The 20,388-nt window shown below is 46.2% G+C and carries 19 protein-coding genes; 10 read left to right on the forward strand and 9 right to left on the reverse strand.

Going from position 1 to position 20,388, the window contains the following annotated elements; genetic code table 11:
* Nucleotides 1-63: 63 nt before the first annotated feature.
* Nucleotides 64-408: a Grx4 family monothiol glutaredoxin gene (gene grxD, locus F5971_RS04365; RefSeq protein WP_193494262.1), complete on the reverse strand. Its 345-nt coding sequence runs from the start codon at nucleotides 406-408 to the stop codon at nucleotides 64-66.
* Between the two features lie 272 nt (nucleotides 409-680).
* Here grxD and F5971_RS04370 point away from each other — a divergent pair, with 272 nt between their 5' ends.
* The 5 genes from F5971_RS04370 to F5971_RS04390 all read left to right on the forward strand — a co-directional run bounded on the left by F5971_RS04370 (nucleotide 681) and on the right by F5971_RS04390 (nucleotide 6,338).
* Nucleotides 681-1,874, forward strand: a complete 1,194-nt coding sequence (locus F5971_RS04370; protein WP_036511357.1) for an aspartate aminotransferase family protein — start codon at nucleotides 681-683, stop codon at nucleotides 1,872-1,874.
* Nucleotides 1,875-1,938: 64 nt separating this feature from the next.
* A complete protein-coding gene (argF, locus tag F5971_RS04375) occupies nucleotides 1,939-2,850 on the forward strand; it encodes an ornithine carbamoyltransferase (protein ID WP_036511354.1) in 912 nt (303 codons plus the stop codon).
* Nucleotides 2,851-2,963: 113 nt separating this feature from the next.
* Complete coding sequence (locus F5971_RS04380) at nucleotides 2,964-3,878, forward strand: LysR family transcriptional regulator (RefSeq protein ID WP_036511351.1); 915 nt, start codon at nucleotides 2,964-2,966, stop codon at nucleotides 3,876-3,878.
* A gap of 65 nt (nucleotides 3,879-3,943) precedes the next feature.
* Entirely contained in the window at nucleotides 3,944-5,293 is a 1,350-nt protein-coding gene (locus tag F5971_RS04385) for a class II 3-deoxy-7-phosphoheptulonate synthase (protein WP_193494264.1), read from the forward strand.
* 1 nt (nucleotide 5,294) lies between these two features.
* Nucleotides 5,295-6,338, forward strand: coding sequence for a DUF3549 family protein (locus tag F5971_RS04390; RefSeq protein ID WP_193494267.1), 1,044 nt, complete (start codon nucleotides 5,295-5,297; stop codon nucleotides 6,336-6,338).
* Nucleotides 6,339-6,428: 90 nt separating this feature from the next.
* Here the strand turns inward: F5971_RS04390 and F5971_RS04395 are convergent, their stop codons facing one another.
* The 4 genes from F5971_RS04395 to purU all read right to left on the reverse strand — a co-directional run bounded on the left by F5971_RS04395 (nucleotide 6,429) and on the right by purU (nucleotide 9,445).
* Nucleotides 6,429-7,229, reverse strand: a complete 801-nt coding sequence (locus F5971_RS04395; protein ID WP_237748600.1) for a replication protein P — start codon at nucleotides 7,227-7,229, stop codon at nucleotides 6,429-6,431.
* Complete coding sequence (locus tag F5971_RS04400) at nucleotides 7,147-8,010, reverse strand: DnaT-like ssDNA-binding domain-containing protein (protein WP_036511341.1); 864 nt, start codon at nucleotides 8,008-8,010, stop codon at nucleotides 7,147-7,149. Before F5971_RS04400 ends, F5971_RS04395 begins: the two co-directional genes overlap by 83 nt.
* 28 nt (nucleotides 8,011-8,038) lie before the next feature.
* Nucleotides 8,039-8,452 carry a CBS domain-containing protein gene (locus F5971_RS04405; protein WP_036511338.1) on the reverse strand — a complete coding sequence of 138 codons (414 nt, stop codon included), beginning with the start codon at nucleotides 8,450-8,452 and terminating at the stop codon, nucleotides 8,039-8,041.
* 138 nt (nucleotides 8,453-8,590) lie between these two features.
* The gene (gene purU / locus F5971_RS04410) at nucleotides 8,591-9,445 is read right to left on the reverse strand and encodes a formyltetrahydrofolate deformylase (protein WP_036511335.1); all 855 of its coding nucleotides are present in this window, start codon (nucleotides 9,443-9,445) and stop codon (nucleotides 8,591-8,593) included.
* A 231-nt stretch (nucleotides 9,446-9,676) separates the two neighbouring features.
* On the opposite strand from purU, the gene F5971_RS04415 reads away from it, so the two are divergent.
* Genes F5971_RS04415 through nfsA form a run of 3 tightly spaced genes read left to right on the forward strand, consistent with a single transcriptional unit; the run spans nucleotide 9,677 to nucleotide 12,859 of the window.
* On the forward strand, nucleotides 9,677-11,224 hold the full coding sequence (locus tag F5971_RS04415) for a thymidine phosphorylase family protein (RefSeq protein ID WP_036511331.1): 1,548 nt from the start codon (nucleotides 9,677-9,679) through the stop codon (nucleotides 11,222-11,224).
* Nucleotides 11,221-12,108: a ribose-phosphate diphosphokinase gene (locus F5971_RS04420; RefSeq protein ID WP_036511329.1), complete on the forward strand. Its 888-nt coding sequence runs from the start codon at nucleotides 11,221-11,223 to the stop codon at nucleotides 12,106-12,108. The genes F5971_RS04415 and F5971_RS04420 overlap by 4 nt, the downstream gene beginning before the upstream one ends.
* 13 nt (nucleotides 12,109-12,121) lie before the next feature.
* Entirely contained in the window at nucleotides 12,122-12,859 is a 738-nt protein-coding gene (nfsA, locus tag F5971_RS04425; RefSeq protein WP_036511326.1) for an oxygen-insensitive NADPH nitroreductase, read from the forward strand.
* 48 nt (nucleotides 12,860-12,907) lie between these two features.
* Here the strand turns inward: nfsA and F5971_RS04430 are convergent, their stop codons facing one another.
* On the reverse strand, nucleotides 12,908-13,357 hold the full coding sequence (locus F5971_RS04430) for a flavodoxin (protein ID WP_036511323.1): 450 nt from the start codon (nucleotides 13,355-13,357) through the stop codon (nucleotides 12,908-12,910).
* Nucleotides 13,358-13,560: 203 nt separating this feature from the next.
* On the opposite strand from F5971_RS04430, the gene F5971_RS04435 reads away from it, so the two are divergent.
* Complete coding sequence (locus F5971_RS04435; protein ID WP_036511322.1) at nucleotides 13,561-14,607, forward strand: CobW family GTP-binding protein; 1,047 nt, start codon at nucleotides 13,561-13,563, stop codon at nucleotides 14,605-14,607.
* Nucleotides 14,608-14,613: 6 nt separating this feature from the next.
* Here the strand turns inward: F5971_RS04435 and F5971_RS04440 are convergent, their stop codons facing one another.
* The 3 genes from F5971_RS04440 to F5971_RS04450 all read right to left on the reverse strand — a co-directional run bounded on the left by F5971_RS04440 (nucleotide 14,614) and on the right by F5971_RS04450 (nucleotide 19,795).
* Nucleotides 14,614-16,650, reverse strand: coding sequence for a GGDEF domain-containing protein (locus tag F5971_RS04440; RefSeq protein WP_193494269.1), 2,037 nt, complete (start codon nucleotides 16,648-16,650; stop codon nucleotides 14,614-14,616).
* Between the two features lie 178 nt (nucleotides 16,651-16,828).
* Nucleotides 16,829-17,038, reverse strand: a complete 210-nt coding sequence (locus tag F5971_RS04445) for a cold-shock protein (protein ID WP_036511316.1) — start codon at nucleotides 17,036-17,038, stop codon at nucleotides 16,829-16,831.
* A 534-nt stretch (nucleotides 17,039-17,572) separates the two neighbouring features.
* Nucleotides 17,573-19,795, reverse strand: a complete 2,223-nt coding sequence (locus F5971_RS04450; RefSeq protein ID WP_337588630.1) for a YgiQ family radical SAM protein — start codon at nucleotides 19,793-19,795, stop codon at nucleotides 17,573-17,575.
* Nucleotides 19,796-20,034: 239 nt separating this feature from the next.
* Between F5971_RS04450 and F5971_RS04455 the strand changes: the two genes are divergently transcribed.
* The gene (locus tag F5971_RS04455) at nucleotides 20,035-20,256 is read left to right on the forward strand and encodes a DUF2061 domain-containing protein (RefSeq protein WP_036511314.1); all 222 of its coding nucleotides are present in this window, start codon (nucleotides 20,035-20,037) and stop codon (nucleotides 20,254-20,256) included.
* Nucleotides 20,257-20,388 lie beyond the last annotated feature (132 nt).

Raw genomic sequence — 20,388 nt, forward strand, 5'->3', positions numbered from 1 at the left:
CGCTTATCCAATCATCAAAAATGGCTGATCGCTCTTACGCAGATCAGCCATACTGAATTCTGCTTAAGACTCAGCGTTTTCAGAAGCGCCTGATGCAGCTGCAGCAGCCTTTACCATTTCAGCCAACTCACCTGTAGCCGCCAATTCGGTAATAATATCGCAACCACCAACTAACTCACCATTGATCCATAGCTGAGGAAAGGTCGGCCAGTTTGCGTACTTTGGTAACTCACTGCGGATATCTGGATGCTCAAGAATATTGACAAACGCGAATCTTTCTCCGCAAGCCATTAAGGCTTCAGTTGCACGGGATGAAAACCCACACTGAGGAAAACGAGGCGTTCCTTTCATGTATAAAAGGATTGAATTTGACTCGATCTGCTCTTTGATAACATCAACTACGCTCATTAAAGCACCTATAACACTATGGGGTTGTGAGTAACCATGGTCGATTCAACGCAACCATGCTCGAAAGCAAACTAGGACTAAGTTTACTTAATACTTGAGTAATACTATCAGATACTCTTGCTTCCTTCTTTAACTATGATGTCAGAATTGCAAGTTTCAAGCATCAAAATATGATTTTTTCTCAGGCAATTGCCAAATGATCACTCACGCCCTAGAATACATGTCTTTTGGCAGCTAGGGCTGCCTTTTTGCGTTGTAGGGAGAAAAACGAGATGACCATGCAACCCCTTATGAATACGTATAATCGCATGTCAGTAGCCTTTGATTATGGCCAGGGAGCATGGATTTATGACACTGACGGCCACAAATACCTTGATGCACTCTGCGGAATTGCCGTCACAGGGTTGGGCCACGCGCATCCTGCAATTACTAAGGCTATTTCTGAGCAAGCAGGAAAGTTAATTCATTGCTCTAACCTATATTCGATCCCTTTACAGCAAGAGCTGGCAGCAAAGCTCGCGTCTGTATCTGGCATGGATAACGTCTTTTTTGGCAACTCAGGTGCCGAAGCGAATGAAGCAGCAATTAAAATTGCGCGCCGCTACGGACACAATCGCGGCGTCGACAAGCCTACGATCATTGTTATGGAAAACTCCTTTCATGGACGCACACTGGCGACGCTAAGTGCAACAGGCAACCGTGCCATTCAAGCAGGATTTGAGCCTTTAGTCAGCGGATTCGTTCGTGCTCCTTTTAACAATCTCGACGCGATTCGCCAAATTGCTTCAAACAATAACGATGTTGTCGCCATATTGGTTGAACCCATTCAGGGCGAAGGCGGTATTCATGTTCCGTCGAACGAGTATTTAGAGCAACTTCGTGCCATCTGCGACGAAAATGATTGGCTTCTGATGCTAGATGAAGTACAAACAGGCAATGGGCGTACAGGTAAGTACTTTGCTTACCAACATACGTCTATTATGCCTGATGTCGTGACAACGGCTAAAGGATTGGGTAATGGCTTCCCTATCGGAGCTTGCCTAGCACGCGGTGCCGCGGCAGAAGTCTTTGGCCCAGGCAATCATGGCACAACCTATGGCGGAAGCCCCCTTGCTTGTGCTACCGCACTCGCTGTGGTGAACACCATTGTAGAAGATAAACTTTGTGAGCATGCAGCGTCACTCGGGCAGTACATACTCGATGGCTTTCATATCCAGCTCGCAGACGCGCCTTATGTAAAAGAAATTCGCGGCAAAGGCTTGATGATAGGTATCGAGCTCACAGACGCAGGTACCGAGTTAGCCGTACTTGCCAAAGTGAAAGGAATACTGTTAAACATAACAGGTGGCGGACGAGTTGTTCGTTTGTTGCCACCTTTGATCATGAGCCAGAACGAGGCCGACCTCATGATCCATACGGTTTCTAAACTCATTCGTATTTATGCGGGTGATGAGGCTGACGCCTGATTCTCAGAAACCCTCTGATAAAAACTGACCTCTGGAACCGGCAGCTACGCTGCCGGCTTAATTTATGAGTAAAAGACATTTTCTCACCTTACTTGATTTAACGCCTGCTGAACTGAATCAACTGATTGCTCGGGCGATCGAATTAAAACAAATGCGTAACGAAGGCGTGATTTACGAGCCTTTCAAAAACCGTGTTATGGCGATGATTTTTGAAAAAGCGTCTACGCGAACACGCGTATCCTTTGAAACGGGTATGGCTCACTTTGGGGGTCATGCAATGTTTTTATCGCCCCGAGACACCCAGCTAGGACGAGGTGAACCCGTAGAAGACAGTGCACGTGTCATTTCATCGATGGTCGACATCGTAATGATTCGCACCTTTAGCCATGCACTGGTACAAACATTTGCTGAATACTCATCGGTGCCCGTAATCAACGCATTAACGGATGACTTCCATCCATGTCAATTGCTTGCCGATATGCAAACTTTTCATGAGTATCGTGGCAGCATACAAGGCAAAACGGTTGCTTGGGTCGGCGATGGTAACAATATGTGTAACTCATATATTAACGCATCACGCCAATTTGACTTTAAACTCAACATTGCCTGCCCTGAGGGCTTTGAGCCAAATGCCGACCTTGTTGCACAAAATGCCGATCGTATAACGCTATTGGAAGCACCTGAAGAGGCCGTTGACAAGGCTGATTTAGTCGTCACAGATGTTTGGGCCTCAATGGGGCAAGAAAGCGAGCAACGTGAGCGTATTCGTGAATTCAGAGGTTACCAAGTCACTCCGCAACTCATGGATCTTGCAAATAAAGATGCCTTATTTATGCACTGTTTGCCTGCTCACCGCGGCGAAGAAGTCAGTGCCGACATGATGGATGATCAACGTTGCGTGGCCTTTCCAGAAGCCGAAAATAGATTGCATGCCCAGAAAGCGCTTATCGAGTTTTTGCTAAAGGACCTCATCTGATTGACTTAGATGCTAGAGCTTGAAAGGATCTATCGCTATACTTTGTCCGGATAGAGTCAGCATTTGCTTTCTCTATTCGGTGTACAGCTTTCATTCATTCGCCGGAGTCTGGCATGGTAGAATTTCGTCATCTGAAAACACTGGCCGCACTTCGTGATGCGGGTAGCTTAGTCGAAGCCGCTGATCGCATACACCTGACTCAATCAGCCCTGTCTCACCAAATCAAAGACCTCGAAGATCGCCTGAATTGCTCCTTATTTATTCGCAAAACCAAACCTATTTGTTTTACCAGCGCAGGCAAACGCCTACTCGCCCTTGCCGATGAACTGCTACCAATGATCCGAAATGCCGAAAGAGACATTGCTCGACTGGCCGGCGGAGAAACGGGAAGATTGAACATTTGCATTGAATGCCACAGTTGTTTTGACTGGTTAATGCCAACAATTGATCACTTTCGTCACAACTGGCCCGAAGTTGAAATGGATTTATCGACTGGATTTAGCTTTTTACCCTTACCGGCCCTTGCACGTGGGGATCTGGATTTGGTTATTACCTCAGATCCAGAGCCTAAAGCCGGCATTGAGTACATCCCCCTCTTTAGTTACGAGTCTATCCTCGTCATGCACACTAAACACCCGCTTACCCATCAGCGTTGTGTTCAGCCGAGCGATCTAAAATCTGAAACCCTGATTACCTACCCTGTTGATCAATCAAGACTTGATGTATTCACTCGCTTCCTTGATCCGGCGGGCGTTGAACCGAATCATACACGGACATCCGAGTTAACCGTCATGATCATGCAACTTGTGGCCAGTGGCCGCGGCGTTTCAGCTCTTCCTAACTGGGCGGTTGAAGAGTACTTGCAACGTAATTTAGTTGCAGCTAAGCCCTTAGGTGAAAAAGGCCTATGGTGCACGCTTTACGCCGCGATTCGGGAGGAGCAAGTGCAGGCAGAGTTCATGCAAGATTTTTTGAACACTGCAAGAGACATTACCTTCCGGAATTTACCCGGGATAAAAACAGCCTAAGCCTTGTTTATTAGCGCCAAAACCGTAAACTCTAGGCTTTTACAAGCCATATGATAAGAGTATTTATGGAACATTGGAGCCCCAAAAGCTGGCGTACTAAACCCATCGCCCAACAGCCTGTCTACACAAATCAAGCCAGCCTTGCATTAACCGAGACCCAGTTGAGCCAATTACCTCCACTCGTTTTTGCTGGAGAAATTCGCTCACTCACTCAGTCCCTCGGTGAGGTTGCACAAGGCAAAGCCTTTCTATTGCAAGGCGGAGATTGCGCTGAAAGCTTTTTGGAGTTTAATGCCAATAAAATTCGGAACACCTTCCAAGTCTTATTGCAAATGGCAGTGGTGCTGACCTTTGCAGGCAGTTGCCCGGTTGTTAAGATTGGCCGTATTGCTGGTCAATTTGCCAAACCGAGATCAGCAGGCACTGAAACCATCAACGGCATCGAGTTGCCGAGCTATCGTGGTGATATCATCAACGATATCGAATTCACTGCAGCCGCACGTGAGCCTGACCCACAACGCATGATTGCGGCCTACCATCAATCCGCTTCAACACTCAATTTATTGCGTGCATTTGCAACGGGTGGTTATGCTGATCTCCATCAGGTACACCGCTGGAACCAAGGCTTTGTTGAAAAAAGTCCTCAAGGTGAAAAATATCAACACCTTGCCGATCAAATCACACAAACACTGGCGTTTATGGAAGCCTGTGGCATCAATGCGCAAAATACACCCCAGCTGCACGAAACTTCACTGTACACCTCTCATGAAGCCTTACTGCTGAACTATGAAGAAGCCTTGACGCGTCAAGACAGTTTGACAGGACAATGGTACGACTGCTCAGCACACATGCTCTGGATAGGGGATCGCACTCGTCAAACAGACCATGCTCATGTTGAGTTTTTGAAAGGTGTTCATAACCCTGTCGGTATTAAAATTGGTCCAAGCACTCAAATCAACAGCTTACTCACCTTGCTTGATACGTTAAATCCTAACCGTATACCGGGTCGCATTACACTGATTGCGCGGATGGGAGCCAATGCCATCACAGAACTGTTACCGCCTTTGGTTCGAGCCGCTCAGGCCTCAGGACATCCAGTGGTCTGGAGCTCTGACCCAATGCACGGCAACATTATCAAAGCTTCTAATGGCTATAAAACACGCAGTGTCGATGCCATTTTGACCGAGATGAAAGGCTTCTTCGAAGTTCATAAAGCCGAAGGCACATACGCAGGCGGGGTACATTTTGAAATGACAGGCGACAATGTCACTGAATGCATTGGTGGTGCTTTTCAAATTACTGAAGAAGGCCTCGCTGACCGTTATCACACGCACTGTGATCCAAGACTCAATGCTGATCAGTCGCTGGAACTCGCGTTTCTGATTGCCGATACCTTGAAGCACGCGCGGGGCTGATATGGAAAAGCTGCTTAGCTCCCTTCTCAGCCATAAAGACAATCGTTTACGTCTTTTTGATATGGGCCGCCGTGTCAGCAAGCTATCAACGGATGTATTTGCCAAGGTTGAGCAGAATTTAGTGCCCTATCCTATGCCATTTCTCCATCACGCGTGGATAGGCATGCTGATGTGGAATCCCAAAAAGAAGGATGAAAACCTCATCTGGTTTTTGAAGTTCCCGTTAGATGAACAAGGGTTTTTAGTACAAGCTGCCCGCGATGATATCGTGAACCGCTTGCTACAGAATGCGCTGATGCCTGATATCGATAAAGAAGATGCCCTTAAGGACAATCCTTTCTCTTTCACACCCGATGCAGAGAAAATGGCGATCTTTCATGCGCAAGCCGCCTTGATCTTAGGACAACCCGCCTCCCAGTACTATGAAGACGTTCAGCAGTACCTATCGGCTCAACGCCCGTATGAGTATTGGGAAAACCTGGGGTTGCAAGGCATCGCTGATTTCATCGTCCGATTGGATCAAGGCACGAATGAGCAATCCCTATGCACGAACTTTGGCTCATTACCGACGCCCCTACTGCTGTCCATCTCGCGTTTGCTTGAACACAGCCAGCCAAGCTATCCGCTTCTCAGTACGTTGAGTCAATATTTAAACCAATTACTCGAACACGAGGAGTGTTCGCCCGACATGATTGCGGCCTTGGTCAGAGCGATCTCAAACACAACGCTCACACAGGCTCGTGATGAGATGATCATCAACGTTCTCTCAAGCGCTTACGCAACCCACACTGAGGTTTTACTGGCCGTTGCCACTCGAAATCTAACCAGCCTGTATCAACCCGAGATCTTACACGCTTTTTTGGAAAGACTTGCCATTTGCGACGCAGGACAACAAGCCTTTACTCGCATCTTGTCTGACTTAATGTTTTTGCCAGAAATGCGCGCATTAATTCTAAAGGCCTTTAGACACGATGGACTGTCCGACGCATTACGACACGCAATAGGTGCCATGCTTGGACAAAAACGCTCAGCCTCCTCTCACTAGAAGGCCGTCGAACGTCACACTGGATTCAGCGTGACGTTCGAAAAACAGCTTGGGCTTGGAATACCCGTTAGCACCCTATCGGACACTGCATCAGGCGGGTAAATCTAAGGTCAAGCCCAAAGACTTGACTTTAGCAACCGATTGCTCTCGAAAGCGCTCACGCACACGTGAGCCTTTCGGCTTTGTTAAATAGAATAACAGTGTTGCTGCCAACTCGGGTGACACCTCTTGCTCCTTCGCAAAGTCGGCGATAAAAAGTGCTGTTGTTGTATCACGTTTGTCTTCGATCCCTTTGCGTACAGGTATGTGAAGCGACTCACCCTGACGAACACGTCGACAGAGTTGCTCATACGCAAGCTGGAATGCAGGATACACCTGCCCCTCCTCCTCTGTTCGTAAACGAAACCAGCCCACTTCTTGACCCGCAAAGTACACCGCAGGATGAGTCCAATCATAGACACTTGGTTCATGAGCATGGAAGCAGGCTTCCGTATAGGCTTTATAGGCGGAAGGCAAACCAAAATCGCCCTGCAAACTTCGCAGTATATTCAAAAACTCAGAAATAGATGGCATCCAAGCCAGTGTTTCTTTACAGCGATTGACGGCAGCCACAAGCTCTGCCTCGCTATAGCCACTCAAACTTAATGCCCATTCTCGCTTGGCTAAACGTATCTCGTGCTCTGTCTCAAAGCAGCTTTTGAACTTATGACCGTAGATAGCCATAAAGCGAGCAAAAATCATGTTGACATGCGACTTGGTTTTAACCGAAATTAACTCGGACTCTTTGGTTTCTGAGACGGCATCTTGACTACCAGTCGGTATCCTTGATGTCCATGATGGCCGCGGTAACCCGTTTTCGGCTTTCGCGAGTATCTCGTCGGGGGTTTTCATTCACACTACCTGCCAATAATTGATCTGAACGCTTGTCACGCGCCTCTTGAGACTGCTGCTTAACCCATTCACGCTTAACCCAAGCGAGGAACTTTTGATCCCAATTGGTTTCACGCTTATTATCCTTAGCCAACCAATACAGTACAAACTCATCCAAACAGGTCTGAGCAAATTCACTGGGAATCGAATGGCGTGCTAAAAATTCGTGAAATGCAGCCGAAGGCTTCCAGTGCATTGACATGGGTACCATCCGTTGGTTGCGCTCTTCGTGTTGTTCAAAAATGGCCTCCAACTCGTCTTTTTGTCGACGCCAGCCATTCGTCCCCCCAAACGTCGGTGCAGGCCCGCGGGTAACCTTAGGTGCTTCCGGCTTGGCTCTGGGTGGCAAGTGATCATACACGGGCAGGGTATTCTCTGTGCTGACCGAAACAACAGGGGGAGCGGCATGAGCACTCACCTGCTGCGGCTGATGGGTTGTAGAACTGGACCCCATCTTTGCCTTGACTCTAACCGTACCCGAAGTACCGATAGAAAGCACTAACACACCTTGCCGACTCAAACTTTCTGCAATTTGCGTGAGGTACTCAACTTCCCAGAAACTCGCCAAGTCATGCCATTGGCGATTTGAAAACATGACCTCAGTGTAGCCTTTTCCGTCTGGTAATCCATTCAATAGCAATGAGTCCCTCAGCAGCGAAAGCAAAATGGCCTCATCAGCTCCAAAACGCTTCGCTAACGAGGGGTAAAACAAAATCGGTTTTTCTGGAAAAAAGTCACTCATACTGGACTCAACTATTGTGCAGGGGTCATTAGCCATCCTTTGCAAAGTCTTCAACCGCTCTTAAAACATCGCTGCGCGAAATCATCCCGACCAGCTTCCCACTTTTAACAACAGGCAAACAACGACGCCCTTTTGCAATAAAAATATCTGATACGGCAATAATGTCCGCATCATGCGGAACCGTATCAACCTGCGTCGACATATAGTCAGATACATGCCCTCCGCTTCCCATCTCTTCCTCATGATAGGTTTGACTTAAAATCGCACGTAAACAATCCACTTCGGACAAAATACCGACGAGTCCTCCTTCGGCATCGATCACGGGAAATGCAGAAAGCTTGTACTCCCGGAGCGCACTAATGGCATCAAACAAATCGGTTTCGGGGTGGAAGGTCACAAGCTTAGTGGCCATATAATCTTGAGCTTTGACAGATCTTAACATGTCTGATTCCTCCAAACGCTAAACTTAATAGAGAGTGTCACGTATCTCTATCTCACATTAAGTGTAGCGTATTTTTTATGGTTGAGAGGTGTCGGCACATTAAATTCGTAACTCGAATTCGCTTAAGTACTTGAAGACTTAAGCAAATACGACTGTTTTATTGCCATGCACCAACACACGATCCTCAAGATGCCAACGCAAACCTCTTGCCAGTACTGATTTTTCCACATCACGGCCCAATCTAACCATGTCATCAGGATGATCCCTATGGGAAATACGCGTCACATCTTGGTCAATAATTGGCCCAGCATCCAAATCCTCTGTCACATAATGGCAGGTTGCACCAATTAATTTCACCCCCCGCTCATGTGCTTGATGATATGGCTTAGCCCCGGCAAAAGAAGGCAAGAAACTGTGATGAATGTTAATAATGCGATGCGGGAAGTGCTCGCAAAGTGCAGGGGGCAATATTTGCATGTAACGCGCTAACACGACTACATCCGCTTGGTATTCAGCGATGAGCTGTTCAATTTTATCAAAATGCGGCTGCTTATCCGCTGGATCTACAGGTACATGATGGTACGGAATTCCATGCCACTCTACCATGCTTCGCAGTTTATCGTGGTTTGAAATGACGCAGGGAATTTCGCAAAAGAGTTCTTCACTGTGAAAACGATACAACAGATCAGCCAAGCAATGGGACTCTCGACTGGCCATGAGCACAACGCGCTTTGGTTTAGCGGAGTCGGTAATATCCCACTCCATATTGAATGACTGCGCAATCGGTCTAAAGGCTTCTTTCAATGCCTCTAAAGAGAATGGCAAGGTCGCTGCACAAATTTCAACACGCATAAAAAAGTAATTGCAGCCGGGATCGGTATGCTGGTTCGCATCGGCAATTGAGCCGCCGTGGCTGGATATAAAATTACTGACCATTGAGACAATGCCCACACGGTCGGGACATGACAATACAAGGCGATAACGGCGATCCATGATATACCCTAATCTGCTAAACAAAACGTCGATTTTAACAGGAACTACCTCAGTCTACTAACACTTGATTCCCCTACCGGTGAAGTGTTTTCCTTTTCAGAAACGGATTTAGGATTGAACATCAATGAAATATTCGCTTTACTTAGAATCAAAATCATTTGATTTCATATGACAAAATAAAAACAGTGAGTCATGCAATCACATGATGCATATCTATAAAGGACGCTGTTTATGACCTATGCCCCCGAACGCTTGGCTCCCTTATCTGCCCGCAGATTAGGCATTGATACTCATCACGAGCCAACCATTTACCTAAGGAAAGACAGCCCTGTCTGTCGTTCTGAAGGATTCGATAGCCTACCCAGAGTGTTAGTGACCAGCTCAGGCAGTCAGTCGATTGTTGCATCGCTGAATATGATCACCTCCGATCTACTCAGTGAGAATGAGGTCGGTTTTTCAGAATCCGCTTGGAAACACCTGCAAATCGAGAGCGGAGACCCTATCTGGTTATCACACCCAAAACCGATTCAATCCCTCTCACATGTGAGAGCTAAGGTCTACGGACACACGCTCGATCTTGAACAGTTTGAATGTATCATCAACGATATTGCTGAAGGCTATTACAGCGATGTTCACCTTGCCGCCTTCATTACAGCCTGCGGTGATGATCACTTAAACGATGATGAGATTACCTATTTAACACAAGCGATGGTGAACTCGGGCAGTCGTCTTGATTGGCAATTGCCAGTCGTTTTAGACAAGCATTGCGTCGGTGGCTTACCTGGAAACCGGACCACCCCCATAGTTATCTCAATCCTCACCGCCTGTGGAGTGACCATCCCTAAAACATCGTCACGCGCAATCACTTCACCTGCCGGAACGGCTGATACAATGGAGACTCTAACCGAGGTCAGTCTTTCAATTGAAGACATGCGGGACGTCGTTAAGCGAGTGGGCGGATGCCTTGCATGGGGAGGTTCTGTCAAACTGAGTCCCGCTGATGATATCCTCATTCAGGTTGAACGTGCTTTGGATATTGACAGTGAAGGACAACTCATCGCGTCGGTTTTATCCAAAAAAATTGCCGCAGGTGCAACCCATGTATTGATCGATATCCCTGTAGGCCCAACAGCTAAAGTCCGCAGCCAAATCGCCGCGGAAAAGCTAGCGAATAGCTTTAAAGCCGTTGCAGAGAAGCTCAATTTAACCTTAAAAATCCTATTTACGGATGGCAGCCAACCCGTGGGCAGAGGTATTGGCCCAGCGCTCGAAGCTTACGACATACTGGCCGTTTTACAAAACCAGCCCAACGCCCCTGAAGATCTAAAACAACGCGCTGCAGAGATCGCGGGTGCTATGCTGGAAATGATTCAACCCTTATCGCCTGGTGAAGGTAAGATAAAAGCGCTAGACACCATCGAAACGGGGGCCGCATGGAATAAATTCATGGCCATTTGCAATGCACAAGGGGGAATGAAGACACCACCTGTGGCGTGTTATCGTTATGCACTGATCGCTCACGAGACGGGTGTCGTATCTGGTATTGATAATCGCCAATTGTCTAAAATTGCAAAACTGGCTGGGGCGCCTGCCGATGCGGCAGCTGGGGTAGAACTCCATGCCAAACTAGGCCAAACTGTCCAACCGAACGACCTGTTACTCACCTTGCATGCAGATAGCATTGGCGAACTCAATTATGCTGTTGATTATCTGTTAAACCACCCAGATATCATCCAGTTGTCGCCCCAACCAAATACCCAAAAAGAAGAAAGACCATGAAGACACTTGTGTTTAACCTTGAATCAGATGCCGCACTCGCTGCTCAAATCACCCATGGGTTACAGGCAGAAGCCGGTTCCTTGGAAATGCGGCACTTTCCAGACGGCGAAAGCTATTTAAGAGTACATGACCGCTGTGCTGATCATTCATGTATCGTTTTTTGCAACCTGTTTCACCCTGATGAAAAGATTCTTAGACTGCTATTTTTAGCCGATACTCTAAAGGAGCTTGGCGCTCGCCAACGCATTTTAGTCACCCCGTATTTAGCGTATATGCGTCAAGATAAACGCTTTCACGAAGGTGAATGTGTTAGCTCAAAACCCTTTGCAAAACTCTTATCTCAAGCGTTTGATGGCTTAATTACAATTGATCCGCATCTGCATCGCTATCATTCACTGTCAGATATATACTCCATCAATACTCAAGTTGTGCCAGCCGCACCACTGATCGCAAAGTGGATTACTCAGCACATTAACCAACCAGTTATCATTGGCCCGGATTCAGAAAGTGAGCAATGGGTTTCACAGGTCGCGGAAATGGCTAAAGCGCCCTTCCAAATTTTGGAAAAGGAACGTTTAGGCGATTATCAAGTCAATATTTCAACGCCTGAGTTAAGCGCCTACCTTGAGCACACCCCTGTTCTTGTAGATGATATTATTTCCAGTGGGCGTACAATATTGCGAACACTGGAACATCTTGAATCGGCGAACATGAAAAGAGCAACGGCCATTGGTGTCCATGGCATCTTTGCAGGAAATGCCTATGAAGGGCTTTCGAATAAAGCGAATGTGGTCACCACGGATTGTATTCCTCATATCAGCAATCGTATTGAAACGGCAAATGCTTTGTCAAAAGCGATACGCATAATGCAACACTCACTTTAAAACAGGTTTTTGAATGAACGACGTTATCAACTTACTGAACCAGCACCGCTCAATCCGAAAATTTACTGAACAAAGCGTTCCAAGTGAATGGGTTGGCGAAATTGTTAAGGCCGGACAAGCCGCTGCAACCTCTAGCTTTATCCAAGCCTGTACGGTTATTCAAGTCAGCCAAGGGGATGTGCGCAATCAACTCGCTGAATGTTCAGGTAATCAAATCTATGTAGCTCAAGCCCCTATCTTCTTAGTCTTCTGTGCGGATATGCACCGACACAAAGATGCCTGCGAGCAACACCAGCAACACATGCTGAGTGGCTACACAGAACAGTTTTTGACGGCCTCACTGGATTGTGGACTCTTTGCACAAAATTGTGCGGTTGCGGCTGAGTCACTGGGCTTAGGCGTGGTGTATATTGGCGGACTTCGCAATCAAATTGCACGTGTTTCTGAACTTTTGGAACTGCCAGAATTGGTCTACCCAGTCTTTGGAATGTGCTTAGGCTTCCCAGATCAAAACCCCGAGATCAAACCACGACTCCCATTGGAGATTGTCCTAAAGCATGAAAAGTACTCTGTTGATGCTGATGTAAAACACATGCATGAATACGATGCTCAAGTACAGGAATACTATCGAACCCGGACGGGTGGTGGTAAAGAGATGACGTGGACAGAGCAAATATCAGGCATGCTGGTTAAGGAGTCTCGCCCTCACATGCTGCCATTTTTAAATGAAAAAGGGTTTTTACTTAAGTAATACGACACAAGGACGACAAGCCTATGTCGTCCTTATTTCCAAAACGGCTTACGACAAATGCTTGACCCACTCTTTGACCCAATCAAGTGCCACACCTTCGGGATCGGCAGTCTCACATGCATCAATAAATAAAACGTCACCTAAACGTTTGGCTTGTAACTCCTGCAAGAGCTCATCCAGCATACGACCCGCATCAGCAAAGCTATCATATGAGCTGTCTCCCAATGCAATCACCCCATATTTCCGATCAGGCATGAGCGGAAACTCATCTTTTAACGATTGATAGAAAGGGTAAATATTATCAGGCAGCTCGCCCTGCCCAGTTGTCGAGGTACAAACCAACCAGACGGCTTCAAGATCCTGCCGCAGCTCCGCCAAGTCAAAACTCGAAAACACTTCGCTTTCGTGTCCTTGCCCTCTCAAAAACTCAGCACATTCTTCAGCCACTGATGTACTGTTGCCGTATACAGATCCTACTAAACATACAACCTTTGTCATTCACTCTGCCCTCTCAACAATGATACTAGCAATAATAATGGATTCGTACTCGCCATAACACATTAAAAATGCACGGGTATTTGATTAAAAGAGCTAACAAAGGCGAACAATGCTCTCTTCATAGGTGCGTCAAGCCATCTTGCAAAACACCTATCAATGCCTCAGAATTGTTACTTTATAACACTTTAATAGCCTAGGTAATTATGCAAAGAATTACAAAAGTGCCCACCAATATCATCACTGGATTTCTCGGCAGCGGAAAAACAACGGCGATTAATCAACTCATTAAACAAAAACCAAAAGATGAAGTCTGGGCTATTTTAGTCAACGAATTTGGACAAATCGGTATAGACTCCGCATTGATGGCAAATGAAGATAATCTTCATATTAAAGAGCTTGCTGGTGGCTGTGTTTGCTGTACGCTAGGCCCTAGCTTAACGATCACACTGGCCATGCTGTTAAGAAGAGTGAAACCCCATCGACTCATTATCGAACCCACAGGACTTGGTCATCCTGCTGGGATTGTCGATGTGTTAACCGGTGTTTCATTCGAAGAAGCGATCGACTTACGCTCCATTATTTGCGTACTCGACCCTGCCGTCCTTGAACACCCAGGCATCTTGGCCAACCCTATTTTCACCGATCAACTTAACCTTGCTGATATTGTGTTAATTAACCGATGCGATCTGAGTCCAGCCAGCCTTTGCCAAGAAGCCCAACACGCCTGCGAAAACCTCTTCCCACCCAAAGAGTCTGTACTTAGAACACTTTTTGGTGTTTTTCCTTTGAGCTTGCTCGACAACCCACGTCAGTCTTTTGAAAGCATGGAGCCTTACACACGCCATGCAGATACACAAAATGACGCGGTTCACCACGCGTCTAACGGACAACAGACGTCCTTGGCCTTTTCACCTCAGCATGCAGAACCCAAGCCTATGCCCGGAAAGCCGATTCGTAAATCTCATGCGCATGACGGAATACAGACCTATGGTTGGATTTTTGATGCAAAGGACAAATTTGAGTTTGATTCCCTCAAAGCCGAGTTAGACCAAATGACAGATTTAATGAGGTTAAAAGCCGCAATCAACATTGGACACACTTGGGTGAGTTACAACCGCGTTTTCCAAGATGCATCAGTACTTCCACTCGCATGGAGGAAGGACTCCCGATTCGAGATCATCAGCAACACTACACTTGACGCTGATGAAATCGAACAAAGTTTGATCAAACATATTACATCGACCCCATAACCTTCACTAACTGATCATGGCAGGCATTTGACGACGAACACAATTCCTGCCTGCGGCTTTCGCCGCATAGGCCGCTACATCCGCTCTCTTGTAGATACTCGACACCGTCTCCAATGGTTCACACTGGACTACACCAAAGCTTGCTGTCACTGGAATATACACACCTGAGATTTCAAGAGGGTACTCAGAGACATGCTCTCGTAGACGCTCTGCCAAATAATGGGCTTCTTCCAGAGCCGTATCAGGTAAGAGTATTCCGAACTCCTCACCGCCTAAGCGCCCTATCGTATCCATTTCCCGTATTTCATCTTCTAGAAGCTTGACAACTTGACGTAAGACTTCATCACCAATGGAATGGCCGTATCGGTCATTGATCTTTTTAAAGTGATCAATATCCAACACTATTAAGCTCAGAGGTGTTCCATGCCGGCGAAAACGTGCTGTTTCATACTGTAGTTTTTCGAAGAAAATTCGTCTATTTTTAACACCTGTCAGAAAATCCATGCTCGCTAAATTTTTTAATTCAATATACTGTCGATGACGATCAGTGATATCTCGTGTTGAACCATAAATCGTTGCGATAATGCCTGGAGCCGAAAAGAAAAACTTAATGGTCGACTCTACCCAAACCTGACGGCCCAATTTACATTGAATTTCAAACTCGAACAGTTCATCACACTCCGAGCCTGTACGACCGGCTTCGTTAATTTGAGTAATTTCCTGAATTCGCTGCGCTAATTGGCGACGAGTATCGGCATTGATCAAATCGGAAATGGGTTTATTCAACACCTCATCGACTTCAAATCCCGTCAAACGCTCAACAGACGGACTCACATAAGTCATTTTAAAATTTTCATCCATCACCCAAATGACATCATGCATACTGTCGGTAATTAAGCGTAAACGTGACTCCGTATCTTTGCGCACACGAATTTCTGTTTTAAGATTTTGATTCAAACGGTGCTGACGATAAATCATCACCATGAATAAACACAACACCAATAACGTTAATGTTGAGACAAACTTCAACCAATCAGGGATGCGCACAGTGTCCATTTTGGGTGGCACAAACGCGTCTAAATGAAAGGGTCCAGGTAAGAGATTTAATGAATCATAGGTATCCGCAATCATTTGCCATCTGACAGGGTTTGAATGGCCTATTCCGATCAAATCTGGCGATATTAATGTACGGATGTGTTGTGCTTCATAGAGCAAATGCTCACGACTTCGATTGACACCGTAAGTATTTAAAAGAAGGTCAACAATTTCCTCGGGATGCTCTAACGCATACCGCCAACCCTGCAAGCTTGCCTCGACAAATGCTTGAACCATTTGCGGTTGTTGTACATAAAGCGCACGACTCGTAAAAAGGGTATCACCGTAAAAATCAATTCCAGAATCAATCGGATGCAGCACTCTAACAGGGTTACCACTTTGCTGAATAACAAAGGGCTCATCCGTTATACGCACAGCCATTGCAGCCACATCCCCCGTGATCAAGGGCGTAATGCTTGGAACATGCCTAACCAATTGAAAATCATCTGGTCCAAGTCCTTCTTGGCGCAAAAAAACATCGATCGATGAAGTCTCAGCACCCAACATAATTCGCTGATTGGTCAGTGCCGCTAACGAGGTAAAATTTGTATCCCGCAATGTGATGAGTGCCATCGCAGAATGTTGAAAAATTGGAGCCAACGCAACAACTTCATATCCAGCAGCATGATCAATGACCAGCTCAGAGCCTGCAATTCCAAAGTCAATACGACGCTCAGCGACAGACTCAACCGTACGCTGCTCGCCCCCCGCTTCAAGGATCTCAACACTGAGACCTGCCGCTTGATAAAAGCCTTTATGCACAGCCGCATAATATCCAGCAAACTGAAACTGATGGCTCGACTTTAATTTCAAACGAACGCGCTCATTTGCACTTAAAGTAGCCGAAGAAATAAAAAACACTAAAAAAGCAATCAGCCATACAAACGGCTTTAGATATTTAGAGTTAAAGCGGGAAGATAAATGGGGTTCATCCATTGAAATCAACAAGCTGGCCTCCATGCTTATTTAACAATCGGTTAATCCTATAACCCAATGTATCGCAAGTCCAGACATTTGAGCGACGAAGACCTGAAAACTTCTCAGGACAATTAAGATTAAACATATAAAAAATCATAAAAAAAGTGGGCGCATAAGCGCCCACTGTCTTCAAACTGCGCAGTGTTATTTAGATAACAGTTACGTTCTCAGCCTGTGGGCCTTTCTGACCCTGAGTTACTTCGAAAGTAACCTGTTGGTTTTCTTGTAATGAACGACGACCTGTGCCGTTGATTGCACGGAAGTGTACAAATACATCCGGACCGTTTTCCTGCTGGATAAAACCGAATCCTTTCTCATCGTTGAACCATTTTACGGTGCCGGTAACTAGCTGTGACATGTGTAGCCTCTTTCTTTTACGTAATTGCCAAATATTGGCATTTTTCCTAAAGACCAGTAAATTCTGATCCGGTTTCTGTTCTAGTGACTGCTTTGCAGTGACTCTGAACGCTGTTTAATTCTATAACCTAAATGTTACAGAATTGAATTCTCTGTTTAAGCATAGACGAAAAAATTTGCTTTTCCAGTAATGAATCGAAAAAAATTGTTAAAAAAGAATTTTGTTTCAGAAAATATTCAGGGAAGGCAGGAATTTTTAACGACTTGCTGGATGCACGTTGGATGTTTAAGAAAAATTTAGCTAAAACGCATGAAACTAGGCGATTGCCTTGAGTGTGTTCAAATTTAGCTTTAATAGTATTTACGTGCATCAAATCTTCTATAACTTAATTCCAGCAACATTGCTGGCCACCCCGGTGAACCATTTCACGGTCGTTCCGTGATTCAACACAGACACCCCCCGGGAAGTGTCTGATAAAGTCACTATACACCGCTTTAGATTAATTACAATCTAAATGTGACGAAAAATTTAAAATCATCGTGGGCGCCGTATTGTTGATTTCCGAGCTTTGGGCGCAGACGCTCCGCCCCCTACTCTCGGTGGCAAACCCGTATGCTGAGTTAAGATTCGCCCCTTCGCTGTTCTTGCCGCACCTGGACTATTTTTTCGGCGATGGCTTCGGTATTCCGATGCAGAGCTGTCTTCCGAGGGGATCAGTTGATGATCAGCTGATCCAATTAAGTCCGCACGACCCATCTGCACTAATGCGTCGCGTAAAAGTGGCCAATTGTCCGGATCATGCCAACGCAAAAATGCCTTATGCAAACGACGCTGCTTTTCACCTTTGGCGGTTTCCACCCGCTCAGCCGATTTTTTGTAGCTCAAGCGGCGCAAGGGGTTTCGTCCCGTGTGATACATGGCAGTCGCTGTAGCCATCGGCGAAGGATAGAAGGCTTGTACCTGATCTGCCTTAAAGCCATTGCTCTTTAACCAAAGTGCTAGATTAACCATATCTTCATCGGTTGTGCCAGGATGCGCGGCAATAAAGTAAGGTATCAAATACTGATCTTTCCCGGCTTCTTTCGAAAAGCGCTCGAACATTTTTTTGAACGCATCAAAGGAGCCGATACCCGGTTTCATCATTTTATCCAGTGGGCCTTGCTCCGTATGCTCAGGCGCGATTTTCAAATATCCACCCACATGATGGGTCACCAACTCACGAACGTACTCAGGATCTTCAACGGCTAAGTCATACCTTAAACCCGATGCAATAAGAATTTTTTTAACCCCTTTTATTTTCCGAGCATCCCGATAGAGTTGAGTTAATGCCGAGTGGTCTGTATTCAGGTTAGAGCAAATCCCCGGATAGACGCAGGATGGTTTACGACAGGCCGCTTCTATTTCTGGACTTTTACAAGCAATGCGGTACATGTTCGCTGTAGGGCCACCCAAATCGGAAATAACACCTGTAAATCCAGGAACCTTATCACGAATCTCTTTAATTTCTTGAATAATAGAGTCTTGAGATCGATTCTGGATAATACGCCCCTCATGTTCAGTAATCGAACAGAAGGTACAACCACCAAAACATCCCCGCATAATATTGACGGAAAAACGAATCATCTTATACGCAGGTATCTCTGCCTTTCCATACATAGGATGTGGAACACGGGCATAGTTCAAACCAAACACAAAATCCATTTCTTCCATGCTAAGCGGGATAGGCGGTGGGTTCAGCCAAACTTCTTGGTCACCATGCAATTGCACCAAGGCTCGTGCATTCCCAGGGTTGGTTTCCAGATGAAGCACCCGACTCGCGTGGGCATATAAAACAGGATCTTGAATGACTTTTTCAAATGACGGCAGACGGATAACCGTTCTTGATCGATCCAGTTTTGGCTTGGGCAATATGTGCAATACTTGCACTGAATCATCGACCTCAGGCGTCGTGCTCGATTTCTCCAACTCACACTGAGGCAAATCTCGGGTATTCACATAAGGATTAATAATTTTATCAATCTTACCGGGACGGTCAATGCGAGTGGAGTCTATCTCCATCCACCCTTCCGGCGTATCTTTACGAACATAGGCCGTCCCTCGAATATCACGTAATTGATCCACCGGTTCACCGGCTTCTAAGCGCTGCGCCACTTCAATTATCGCGCGTTCAGCATTGCCATACAGCAACAAGTCGGCACGCGAATCCAATAAAATTGAGCGCCGAACTTTGTCCTGCCAATAATCGTAATGCGCAATACGGCGCAAGGATGCTTCAATGCCGCCCAGTATCAGGGGCACATCTTTGTAGGCCTCTCGACAGCGCTGACTGTAGACAATACTGGCTCTATCAGGGCGTTTTCCTGCAACATTGCCCGGCGTGTACGCATCATCCGAACGAATTTTTCGATCTGCCGTGTAACGGTTGATCATTGAATCCATATTACCGGCAGCAATGCCAAAAAACAGACGCGGACGTCCCAACACTTTAAACGCGTCAGCACTGTGCCAATCGGGTTGCGCAATAATGCCAACCCTAAATCCTTGCGACTCAAGTAAACGCCCAATGATGGCCATGCCAAATGAAGGATGATCGACGTAAGCGTCCCCCGTCACAATGATCACATCGCATTCAGACCAACCTAACCTGTCCATTTCCTTGCGCGTCATCGGCAAAAACGGTGCGGGGGTGTTTCGATTTGAACTCTGGTTGGGTGTGTTACGTGTGTTGCGATGGATAGGAGGAGCTGAGAGCATCATGTTAGCGGAACTGCCTGAAAGGTTTGTCATGTGACCATTATAGCGATTAGTGGCGCATTCGTCTTGGAAATATGGAGCAAGACGATGAAAGCCGCTTCTCTTACAGGTAAATTTTCAATAACTATCGACGACATATAGTTAATTAATTTTAACTAACTAAATCTCTGCACGATAATAGATTCAAGAACAGCGCAAACGCGTGAATCGCCAGCCATTTTCACTGCATTCGGGGCATTACTATGAAAAAGACATTCTCATTTGCCATTTTACACTTTACCGTTGCCTTCGGTGTTGCCTACGCATTAACGGGTGATTTAGTGATCGGTGGAGCCGTTGCTTTAATTGAACCAGCCGTTAACACCCTTGCCTTTCATTTTCATGAGAAAGTGTGGCGTCGAGTCGAACAAAAACAGGTCAAAGTCGATGATCCGTCATCAAAGGGGGATAAATGCATCGCTTAACTGAATGTACGATAGCCACCGGCGTCTTGTCAGCGGATGAAGTGGGATCAAACGACACATCCTTTGCAACTATATTAACGCTCTGCAAATCTTGCTATTCTGACCTGATGATGATTTGGTCGGAATAGCAAT

The sequence above is a fragment of the Nitrincola alkalisediminis genome (genome assembly GCF_009821115.1).
In the GTDB taxonomy this organism is placed as follows: Bacteria; Pseudomonadota; Gammaproteobacteria; order Pseudomonadales; family Balneatricaceae; genus Nitrincola; species Nitrincola alkalisediminis.